This window comes from uncultured Gimesia sp., assembly GCF_963976445.1.
Classification (GTDB): domain Bacteria; phylum Planctomycetota; class Planctomycetia; order Planctomycetales; family Planctomycetaceae; genus Gimesia.
This window is the reverse complement of sequence record NZ_CAXBKP010000011.1, coordinates 127019-139435: the sequence shown is the minus strand read 5'-3', so window position 1 is coordinate 139435 and position 12417 is coordinate 127019. Positions and strand designations below refer to the sequence as shown.

Below are 12417 nucleotides of genomic sequence, written 5' to 3'. Positions count from 1 at the left end.
AGGTGGTAACGATTAGCGAAGCTTTACTGTAACAGCCCACTTAGTCGTTGAGAATAGGGAATCAGTCAGATCCTCAGGGAAACAGAGAATGCAATCGCCCTTAAAATGACCTCGCTATCCGGTTATTTCGCCGGCCTTCCAAACAGTCGCTTTTCACGACTCTGCTCGTAGGTTTTCGTATCCCAGACCGGTCCCTCTTTCTGGACAGCCATGTATTTTTGAATCAGCTGCTTTTTCAAACCGTTCAATCGATCCCGCTCCTGCCAGGCCAGATTATGCTGCTCGCTGATATCGTGCTTCAAATCATAAAGCTCAAATTTGGTCAGCTTTGCGTTTTTAATATACTCTTGTGAGATCGAATTGACATTGCTTCCCAACGGGATAACTCCTTCCGGCCCACTCCAGTGTGCGACGACTTTCCAGTCTCCTTCACGCATCGCGACGCGGGGTGTGCTGTTGGCGCGATAATAGTTCCAGAACAGAGGTGTGGTTCTCTGTAAATCTTTCCCGGTAAACAAAGGCAGCAGACTCGTGCCATCCAGGGCGCGATTTTGAGGGGCCGGCACATCTGCCAACTCACAAAATGTAGGCAGCAGATCCACGCTGGAAATGGGAGTCTTGTTTTCCTGTCCTGCCGTAATCCGTCCGGGCCAGCGAATAATTCCGGGAACACGAATGCCCCCTTCATAAATGTGTAATTTCATCCCGCGGAGCACTCCCGGCGATCCCCAAGAACGTCGAGAACCTTTCCCATAACGATTCAACGTCTCGGGGCCGTTGTCGGAAGTGAAAAACACAAACGTGTTCTCTGCCATATTCAAATCATCCAGAGTTTTCATTAACTTCCCGACGGCGGCATCCATATTAGCGACGTTCGCAAAATACTGTGCCTGATCCTCATACAGACTTTTGTCGAGATATTGTTTGACCAGCTCTGGCGGGGAGGCCACACGCTCATGCGGCTCATGAAAGCAGACATGCAGGAAAAACGGTTTTTCTTGATCTCTCCCTTCTTTCAACCAGTGAATGCCTTCATCGGCAACAATCTGACAGGAAAATCCTTCGATCTCGCCCACTGGTTTTCCATTGCGCACGAAATTGTTGGGATTCTCATGAGTGGGCAGGGCGTTGTTCTGTGTACTAAACCAGTGTTGAAAACCATGATCCCCCGGTTGCGGCTGCGTTTTAGAATTGAACATGCCATTACAGTGCCATTTCCCCACATGGGCCGTATCATAACCCGCCTGCTGCAACAGTTGGGCGATCGTGATTTCTTCCCGTTTCAGATGCATCGGATGCCCTTCAGGAATCCAGTCATAGACGCCCAGACGATTGGGAGTCCGCCCCGTCAACAGGCCGGCCCGGGAAGGAGAACAGACAGGCGCACTCGCATAACAGTCAGTGAACCGCATTCCCTCTGATGCCAACTGGTCAAGATGAGGTGTTTTAATCTGCGGATGCCCGTAGCAGGCAAGATCTCCGTACCCCAGGTCATCACAGAGAATTACCAGAATATTTGGTTTGGCTGTCTGTTTTTTCTCAGCAGATTGCAATTCCGACAGTGGTGCCAGCATAAACAGAATCAGTAAACAAGCGCATTTGTTCTTCATTAGAAATCCCGGGAAAGAAGAAATTCGGAATCAGTCAATATTGTGAAACAGTGTTCCTATCATGAACGATCAAAAGACTTCTCGCAATTCCTATTCGGCTGATTGTACTATGGAGTGAATAAACTATTTCTTACTGAGGAATCTGAATCCACTTTCAGCAGAATTCGAAAAAAGCCGATTGCTGAGCAGTTTTTTCTTTTACACATCGCTAATATTGAAACCTTGGTACCAACAGTCCTTCCAATATTAATAGTAAATGTTCCCATGCCAGCATTTCCTACCCTCAAATATTTCCAGTGCGCCAGAGGAAACCTGATTGTGAAATACGTCGCTCATTTTTACACAATGCTCTGCCTTGCTTTTCTGTGTTATGTCCCACTGCAAGCAGCCGATTCCCCCCAGAAGAAGTCCGCTGCAACACAGCGCAAGATCGTCCTGATTGCCGGGCCCAAGAGTCATGGCCCGACAGGCAATGGAATTCACGATTACCCCTGGTCAGTCAAACTGCTGAAAGTCATGCTGGATAATTCCAATGTGAAAGACAACGTGCGCGTGGAATATCATCTGGATGGCTGGCCGGAAGACCCCAGCACACTCAATGATGCCGATACCATCATGGTCATTTCGGATGGACGGGACGGAAACAAGTTTGCCGAAGCACCTCACTTTGGTAATGCAGAACATTTACAGCAGATCCAACGCCAGGTCGATCGCGGCTGTGGTTTTCTCACATTCCATTTTTCCACGTTCGCTCCCGACAAATATGCAACACAGATCCAGGATTGGTCGGGCGGTTACTTTGACTGGGAGGAAAATGGACTCAGACGCTGGTACTCGGCCATTAAAACGATCAAAGCGCCGGTTCACCTCATCCATCCGGAACATCCCACTTGTCGAGGCGTCAAAGATTTCGATCTGCGTGAAGAATTCTATTTTAATCTTCGTTTTCAAGCCGACGATCCCAAATTAACACCGCTGTTTGAAGTCGCGGAATTAAAGGGGCGGAAAGACAACGGTAATGTCGTTGCCTGGGCCAAAGAACGCAAGAATGGAGGTCGCGGCTTCGGTACGACCTGCGGACACTATTACGATAACTGGCAAAATGCTGCCTTTCGAAAATTCATATTGAATGCCATCGCCTGGACCGCGAACGTCGAAGTGCCTGAAACCGGTGTCCAAGCCCGCTATTACACACACGCGGAAATCACGTCAGCGCTCGCTGGTATCAAAGGATCAGAGCCCGCGATTGTGGATGACCGCCCCATTCGAGTGCTGATGTTCGCCGGAAACGAAGCCCACGCCTGGCATAACTGGAAAAAAACGACGCCGGTGATCAAACAGCTCCTGGAAAAAGACCCGCGGATCAAAGTCGATATTTCCCATGAGATCGAAGATCTCTCGAAAAAAACACTGAATGACTATCAAGTCATCGTGCAAAACTACACGAACTGGCACGACGGCACTCCATTAAGCAGTGCTTCGCGCACCGCCTATATGAATTATCTTCAGAACGGTGGTGGTCTGGTTCTGATTCATTTTGCCAATGGCGCATTCAATTTCTCACTCCCCAAAGCAGGGGAATCAGACTGGCCTGAATATCGCAAAATCGTACGCCGCGTCTGGAACCATCATGGAACAGGAGAGGCCAAAAGCGGTCATGATGCTTTCGGAAATTTTGAAGTCCAGGTTACAGATGACACACATCCGTTGACTCACAACTTAAAAACGTTCCCCGTTACCGATGAGCTCTACTTTCGACAAGATGGGACAGAACCTGTGGAACCTTTGATTTCCGCAAAATCGAAAGTGACGAAACGAAACGAGCCGCTGGCCTGGACGTACCATTATGGAACAGGACGCATCTTCCAGACCTTACTGGGGCATAGCGAGAAAACGTATGACACTTATGAAGCCTGTGAAATCTTACGCCGCGCCACCGCCTGGGCGGCCCAGCGACCCATTCACGAATTCGAACGACCTCAACCAGCCCCCGCCAGCACAAAGCAAAGTGCGGTTCTGCTACCGGGAAAATGGGGAAACGCCCTGAACACCAACGCCGGAACCATCTTGATTTCGTCGAAACCGAAATCTCTGTCGCTTCCTCTGAGTGCCGACTGCTGGGTCAAGCTGAGTCAAAAAGATGGTTTTAATGTATTTCTCGCATCGGAAGAAAAATCTTCTGCAGCACATTGGGAAATGTATTCCTATGCCCGTAGTGGCTACTTCAGCGTTTACCTGCCAGGGCAGGGGGGCGAGTATAAAACCAAAATCGATCTCTGCGATCAGAAATGGCATTATGTCGGAATGGTCTTGGAACAGAATCGTCTGCGACTATTCGTCGATGGAAAACAGGAGCTTGATTCCGCACTTCCTTCACGAAAACCAACCGCTTCCCTCTCGGGAAATCTGCGTATTGGAGGCTTAGTTGAAAATCGAATTGGATCCGATGGATTGATCGATGACGTTCGCCTTTCAAAAGGTCTGCGTGACTTTACCCTGGTGCCGACAGCCCCCAATAAAACCGACAGTCAGGCACTCTATCTATTTGCATTTGATGCACTGACAAAAGAGAAGCAAACACAGGACCAGGTTTCCGGCAAACCGGTTCCCATTGTGAGCAAAACCGCGGTCTCGCAGAAAACCTCCGCCAACACTAAAAAAAAAGACCACTGGGGCGCGGAGTCAGTCGGCTTTTCTCAGCCGGTCAGCGCGACCGACGATAATCGCTGGCAGCAAACCGATATCGGCAAGTGGCTGGGCAGTTCTGTACCACTGCCCACCGGGCCAGTAAAAAAAGGGCTCTCGATTCGCGTCGGGGAGCACGAAGAAGGCACCATCTGCTACGACACTCAACATTGCAAAGTGCGCGGCATCTGGACGGACGGTTTCCTGAAACCTTCACCCGAACGGTTTGGCTTGATCAAAGCCCCATCCCCGGTTGGAAACATGCTTTTTTCAACGCAGGAAGGTCCCGGCTGGGATCAGGAACTACCCTGTCAATTCCTGGGCTCCCACGTGCAACAGAATCGTGTCACTCTGGAATACCGTGTGGGAGAAACGACTGTTTTTGAATCCCCCTGGTTCCTCAAATCAGACGACCGCTCCTATTTCACGCGTACGTTTGAAATCGGCCCCGGTACTCAGACGTTGAAACTAAATCTTGCCAATGCCAAACAGGTTCAACCATTGGCAGACCACCCCAATGTGTTTGCTGCGACCGATAAAAACAGTTCCCTGTTTATCGGCTGCACCGGCTGGGACTCGATTCGCGCGACCATCGAGAACAGTAACAAAGAAACGTCAACGGCGACATTTGTCATTCCCCCCAGAACCGTAACACAACACTTTACGATCTATTACCAAACCAGTCCCACACAGAATGCGAAGCCCGCTGCCCCCGAACTACGGGATGCATCCCCCTCACTACAACCCTATCTGATTCCCGGCCCTCCGCATTGGAAAGAAACCCTCGTCACCAAAGGGACACTGGGGAAGGAGCAGTCCGCTTATGTCGTTGACACGATCACCATCCCCCATCAAAACCCTTTTAAAGCCCTGTTTTTTATCAGCGGGCACGACTTTCTCGACAACGGAGACCTAGCCGTCTCCACAGTCCACGGAGACGTCTGGCTGGTATCAGGAATCGACGACGATCTGCAGGAACTGAAATGGAAACGGTTTGCGACAGGACTGTTCCAGCCTTTGGGTCTCAAAGTGGTCGATAATCAGATCTATGTACTGGGCAGAGACCAGGTCACGCGTCTGCATGATCAAAACCGGGATGGAGAAGCCGACTTCTATGAATGCTTCAATAACATGATTCCCACATCGGTCGGCGGACATGATTACGTGACCTGCCTCGAAACGGATTCCTTCGGCAATTTTTATCTCATGCACGCACAAAAAGGGGTTATGCAAATCACCCGAGATGGCCGAAAGCTCAACGTCATCGCTTCTGGATTTCGTAACCCAAACGGAATGGGAATGGGCCCGGGAAATATCATCACCGCTTCCCCTCAGGAGGGAACCTGGACTCCCGCTTCGAATATTGCGGAAGTCAAGCCCGGAGGATATTACGGCTACGGCGGCCCGAAAATCACCGACGATCGCCCCTTGGGTTATGATCCGCCGCTATGCTGGATTCCCCGCTTACAAGACAACTCCAGCGGCGGACAGGTCTGGGCGACCAGCGATGAGTGGGGGCCGCTCAAAGGCCAGTTATTACATCTTTCTTATGGTCAGAGTAAAATCCTGCTCACGCTACGTGAAATAATCAATGGCCAATCACAGGGTGGCACGCTAACACTGCCGCTGGAATTTGAATCGGGAATCATGCGCGGGCGATTCAGTCCCGAAGACGGTCAGCTTTATGTCAGCGGCTTGAAAGGCTGGGTTACCAACGCCGTACAGGATGGTTGCCTGCAGCGCGTTCGCTATACAGGAAAACCGATTGATTTACCCATCGCTGTCAAAACCATGCAAAACGGTATCGCGCTCACATTCACCAATCCACTGGATCGAGACGCAGCAGAAAATCCCAATCAGTACGCGATTGAACAATGGAATTATTTATGGTCAGAAAAATATGGTTCTCCGGAATTCAAAGTTTCAGCTCCCCAAACAGAGGGACGTGACGAAGTCGAAATTTTGTCCGCCACACTCTTACAGGATCAGCGGACTGTGTTTCTGGAACTCGCCAGCGTCAAACCAGTAATGCAGATGGGCATCACTTATCACCTGACTTCCCAATCAGGGACGGAAGTGAAACAAACCTACTATCATACAATCAACTCTGTCTCGTCGCAAAAAATAGATCCCGGCATTTTAGCCCGTCGTCAGACCAACGACTTGCTCACTGCTGAGCAAAAGAAACATTTAAAACCAGGAGTTCTCTGGAGCTTCAGCCAAAACCCTGCTTCAGATTCACCAATGACCGACGCCCGGACTGGCAGAATGATTGCGCTTTCCGTTTCCGACTCTGAACCAGCCACTCCTTTTTTGAAACCAGGCATTTTTTCCGCGACGGCCGAAGGTTATCTTCGCGTTCCCCTGTCGGGACGGTATCAAATGAGCCTGGAAGGATTCGGGGCTGCCCACTTGAAAATCAATCAACAGCCAACTCTGAATATTGAGAGTGATGATTTCTCGAAATTGGCTCCGGTGACCGTCACGCTCAACAAGGGGTTCAACCAAATCCAGCTAAACTATCAGAGCACAGCAGATGGGAATGCCAATCTGCGTCTGCTGTGGAGTGGTGAAACGTTTGCCGCCGAGCCAATTCTCCCCAGCGTCTTGAGCCATATGAGCAATCACCCACAGCTCGTCAGTATGCAGCAACTTCGTCAGGGACGTGAATTAATTGCGCACTATAAATGCCTCGCCTGCCACTCGCTGCCGAACAAAATCGATCCGTTACTCGTTTCTGCTTCTCAAAGAACAACGAACCGATTACAGACGACTGCGATGCCGGATTTGAATCAATCCGCTCCGAACCTGGTAAATATTGGTAATCGTGTCAGCAAACGCTGGCTGTTTCACTGGTTATTGGATCCTCACAGCTTACGCGAACACTCAAACATGCCGGCGATGCTCGGCGACCCCAATTCCAAGCTGGCAAAACAGCAGGCAGCCGACCTGACCGCCTGGTTTGTTTCGCAAGCCCCGAAGCCAGCCTTTTCGGAATCAGTGAATGCCGAAAACAGACTTTCATCAGAGACGGATTCATTGATTGAAGCAGGGGCACAACAGTATGAAGAACTGGGATGCATCAGCTGCCATCACTTATTTGTTTCACCTGAAGACGATGAATATCAAAGACACTCACTCGCACGGATCAAAAGAAAGTTCAGCCTCTCACAATTAACCCGTTTCCTACGAACTCCACATCAGCACAATCAATGGAGCCGGATGCCCGACTTCAAATTAACACATCAAGAAGCTCAGACGCTGTCTGCTTATTTAATCAACGGCTCAAAGGGAAAGATTCAAAACTCCATGCTGCTGCCTGACGGATCAGCCAAACGGGGGCACCAGCTCTATTACGAGACGCTTGGTTGTGTCAACTGCCATGGCACCTTGTCAGGCACATCACAAGTAGCGGCGTCCCCCAAGCGTATTCCTTTATTATCAAATTCACTTTCAAAGGGCTGCCTGTCTGCGCTGCGAGAACCAAATTCTCAAGTTCCTCATTTTCCGCTTTCCCATCAAGAGCAAGCGGCAATCCAGGCCATTCTAAAGAAAGATACCGATTCCCTGACGCGTCATAGTCGCCCGGAGGTTTCTGCACGATGGATGCGGCAATTAAATTGTGCCGCCTGCCACAATCGTGACTCTGCGCAAAGCCCGCGCAGCCTGATCGTGGTCGAAGAAGGGGATTCCGGATTGCTCCCCGAACCGCTGCCCAGTTTGACCTGGGCAGGAGAAAAACTGAAATCGGATTGGTCAGCAGCATTTCTAGCAGGACACCTCTCCTGGAAACCGCGGCCCTGGCTCAAATCAAGAATGCCGCACTTCCCGGCACATGCATCTTTTCTGGCATCAGGTATGGCAGCCGAACATGGAATCGCCGCAACATCAGCGCAAAAAGTCTCCGAAGAAAAACCATCGGTCCCACCACAGACGCTGACCTTGGGAAATCAACTCACCACAAAAACGGCACTCGATTGCCGTCAATGCCATGGAGTCGGCGACGAACTTCCCTTAGGCGATGCTAAAACAAAAATTGCGTTGGGGATCAATTTTGTGCATATCAAAGAACGGCTGCATGACGATTATTACCGCCGTTTTGTACTGGATCCCCCAAGATTTGACATCTCAACCAAAATGCCAAAACTCTCTACAGATGGGAAAACCACAAAAATATCGACCATCCTTGAAGGCGATGCTAACCAGCAATTTCATGCGATCTGGCAGTTTATTCAAAGCCTGAATGAGCAGCCACGCACATTCAGCCGGAACTGAAATTCTCATTTTCACAAATCCTAAAAAAAGATCAGGTGTCTTTGACCAAGAGTTTGCTATTATTTCAGATAAGATACGGTCTATTTAGTTTTCCCAGGATTTGAGAACCATGCCTCGCTATATCCGAACAGTTCACGGATCACGAAATTCCTCATTCAAAATGCGTCTGGTCATTGCGGCTGGAATCGCTCTATTTTCGTTCATTTCCTATCTCATGAAGGCCGACGTCAATGAAATTACCGGCGAGACACAACAGGTCGCACTGACCGAACAGCAGGAAATCGCATTAGGGCTCCAGGCAATGCCGACAATCATTCAACGGCACCATGGAGAGCACCCGGACCAACAAGCCCAGGCTTACGTAGATCGTGTGGGACAACGATTGCTACAAAGCTTAAATAACGCCTTAAAAAAACAAGGGCGTCAGAATCCTTATCGTTTTGATTTTCATTTGCTCAATGACGATCAGGTCATCAATGCGTTTGCATTACCGGGGGGCCAGATTTTCATCACAGCAGCACTCTACCAGCAGCTTGAAACAGAAGGGCAGTTGGCGGGAGTATTGGGGCATGAAATAGGGCATGTGCTTTCCCGTCACGGGGCACAACATATGGCAAAGCAGCAGTTGACCCAGGGATTAGTAGGGGCGGCTGGTGTTGCGGGCGGAGATGCCAACAGCGCGCAACTGGCGCGAATGGTTGGTTCGATGGTGAATATGAAATATGGTAGAAACGATGAATTGGAATCCGACCGCTGGGGAGTCGAAATCATGGTTAAGGCCGGCTATGACCCGTATGCCATGATTGGCGTCATGAAAATCCTCAAACGATCTGCAGGCACAGGCCGGCAGCCGGAAATATTCAGCACCCATCCCGACCCGGGAAACCGAATCGAACGCATCAAAGCTTTAATTCAACGTTCCTATTCTTCAGATACTTTGTCCCATTTAGAACCATAGGATTGAGGACTTTGAAGCCATTTGTGTGAACTCCAGAAAACCGGAAAACTGACCCATTTATTATGATTCTCGACATTTCAATTCAGATAGAATAAACTGACTGAACAAAACATCCGATAGATTTATGATAGTCAATTGACTTTGTTCAGGGATAAGCTATTATGTCGGTAGAACGTGCTTGCAATACAATTAGTATTGACGCTCTGAGATGGTTTTGATAAACACTAAGAACTAAACGATCTCTAGCAAGCCGTTTTTCAAATGAGGATCTCTCCCGCTTTTTGAGATCGTTTTCCTGAGATCAGTAATTTAATTTGACTGGTCACTAACATTGGCTTTAAAGTAAGTTGAGTCGTTTCCAGCGAGGTATTAGTTCCTCAACAGCATGACTCCTGAATTCCTTTGGGCGTCGCTTATTGCTTGAAAGTATTTTTCTCTTTCACGCGTGCACTGAAGGGTATTCAAGTATCTGAACCAGTTGCAAATAACCAAGCCGCATCCTGGTTTTCAACTTCGTTAATCGGCAGATTTCTTGCTTGAAGTTTTTTATTTTTGATGAAAATAAAGTGAGTTTATTTTCGGGCTTTCCCTCTTTTTAGCTTAGGCCAGAAATCGGAATGGAATTCAAAAAATGAAAGCCCCCACGCTCACTAAAACATTTAAAAGTTCCTTAATTAACAACCATTTAGCGGTTGACGGAACTCATGCGATACGATTGAATTTCTAGTATCAGTTTTTGACACATAATTTTTGCCTGAAAGGATCTCGGCAAGACGATCACTCAAGAAGCGGCATTCGTCAACAAGCTTTTTAATTCGCATTGTTCTCGATGCCTGGACTCAATCTCTTTGATATTTCAGAAGCGATAGTCCTAATTACTGGGATAAGCAGGCCATGAGGGTCGAGTCCAAGATCGGGCGAATTATCCCACTGTGTAAATCTTTCTTCATGAGATTAAGACCAGCCCTGATCTATATCATAGGCGCTTGTCGGATTTCCGCTGAATTAAGAATCGGCACGTTCAGTTGTATGCCAGCAGCATTCAAGCATCATTGCAGGCTCCGCGTTGACAATGATCCGAAGCTTGAATCATCTGGTCGGTCACTCCGTGACACGTTCATGCCGTAGTTATATCTCAAACTAATCCGTTACAATATTTAAATCATTTGGTGCTTCTGTATGGCTGCTAAAAGTTCTGACACTTCTGACAAACCCAAACCAACACGTCGAAGAACAACGAAGACACGAAAAAAAGTGGAACCCTCTGCAACAGAGGAACCCTCTACAACAGAAGACACTTTTGAAAAAAACGAATCAGATGCTCTGCAGGACGAATACCATCGCAAAGCAGAAGAAAATCTCGAACTATTCGAAAACTCTCATTCATCCAAGAGTGAAGCAGAACCTGAAAGAGAACACGAAAGTATGTCAGACAATCCTGCTGAATCCGTAAGCGAAGATAACTCAGAACGAAGTGATGGCGACCGATCTGAAAAAACAGGCGGTAATCGACGCAGAAGACGGCGCAGAAGAAAACCCGACGGCACCAACACTACTAATAATGCCAATACCACCAATAATGCCCAGGGACAAAACCAGGCACGCCAGGGAGGTGGAGGAAATCGAGGCCGCGCGAATAATAACAGAGGCGGTGGTGGTGGCGGCGGTGGCGGCGGCCGATCTCGCACTGGAGGTGCTGCTGGAGGACGAACACAACAATCCCGAAGACCACGATCCACATCGTCCGCAGCCAATGAAAATATCTCTGGAACTATTGAAGGGGTTCTGGAACTTCACCCCAAAGCTTACGGCTTTATCCGAGACCCTAAATCCAATTACAAAGCACAGGACTCGGATGCATTTGTTTCCAGTTCCCTGATCGAAAAACACAATCTCCGCGAAGGGATTTTAATTCGAGGAGAAGTTGGCCCCGGCACAAGAGGGCAGGGACCACGACTCAAGAGTATTGAAACAATTGATGGTCGAACAATCGAAGAATATCTGAAAATCAAATGCTTCGAGGAACTGACTCCCATCAACCCCTTCGAACAGATCACACTTGAAACAGGTCCTATGCCAATCACAATGCGCATTATGGACCTGCTCACTCCGATCGGCAAAGGTCAAAGAGCACTTGTGGTTGCGCCCCCTCGAACCGGAAAGACAATGCTCCTGCAGGACATCGCTGATGCGGTCAGTAAAAATCATCCCGAAATTCGCCTAATGGTTTTGTTGATTGATGAACGTCCTGAAGAAGTCACGGAAATGGAACGCTCGATTAAAGGCGAAGTCATCTCCTCATCGATGGACCGGGATGTCGAAAGCCATGTGCGCACAAGCCAGCTCATTTTTGAACGTGGCAAACGTCTGGCTGAAGCAGGAGAAGATGCTTTCATCCTACTGGACAGTATCACGCGAACCGCACGTGCTTTCAATAAATGGGTCGGAAACACCGGACGTACCATGAGTGGTGGTCTGGATGTCAAAGCGATGGATATTCCCAAAAAGATGTTTGGAACCGCACGCCGCTTTGATGAAGGGGGCTCCCTGACTGTGCTGGGAACCGCACTGATTGACACCGGCAGCCGCATGGACGAAGTCATCTTCCAGGAATTCAAAGGAACCGGCAACATGGAAATGGTTCTCAGTCGGGAACTGTCCGACCGCCGTATTTTCCCCTCGATTGACATCACTCAGTCCGGAACCCGGCGTGAAGAAAAAATTCTGGCCCCCGATGTTCTCGAAGGCGTTACGATGCTCCGCAGAAGCCTGATTTCATTAAACCCTGTCGAAGCGATGGAACAGCTCAGCAGCACACTCAAGAAATTCCCGACGAACAGAGAGTTTCTGGAAAAAATCCGGGCGATTCTTTAACACGGTGTAAGCTGT

4 protein-coding genes are annotated in these 12417 nt (G+C 48.9%); 3 read left to right on the top strand and 1 reads right to left on the bottom strand.

The features are described from left to right. Positions 1 to 122 precede the first annotated feature (122 nt). Positions 123 to 1610 (bottom strand): sulfatase, encoded by a 1488-nt coding sequence (locus AAC022_RS14225; protein ID WP_339731918.1) that lies wholly within the window; start codon positions 1608 to 1610, stop codon positions 123 to 125. Between the two features lie 318 nt (positions 1611 to 1928). On the opposite strand from AAC022_RS14225, the gene AAC022_RS14220 reads away from it, so the two are divergent. The 3 genes from AAC022_RS14220 to rho all read left to right on the top strand — a co-directional run bounded on the left by AAC022_RS14220 (position 1929) and on the right by rho (position 12402). Beyond that, a complete protein-coding gene (locus AAC022_RS14220; RefSeq protein ID WP_339731917.1) occupies positions 1929 to 8570 on the top strand; it encodes a ThuA domain-containing protein in 6642 nt (2213 codons plus the stop codon). Between the two features lie 109 nt (positions 8571 to 8679). Continuing rightward, positions 8680 to 9528 (top strand): M48 family metalloprotease, encoded by an 849-nt coding sequence (locus tag AAC022_RS14215; RefSeq protein ID WP_339731915.1) that lies wholly within the window; start codon positions 8680 to 8682, stop codon positions 9526 to 9528. A 1179-nt stretch (positions 9529 to 10707) separates the two neighbouring features. Continuing rightward, positions 10708 to 12402 (top strand): transcription termination factor Rho, encoded by a 1695-nt coding sequence (rho, locus tag AAC022_RS14210; RefSeq protein WP_339731913.1) that lies wholly within the window; start codon positions 10708 to 10710, stop codon positions 12400 to 12402. Positions 12403 to 12417 lie beyond the last annotated feature (15 nt).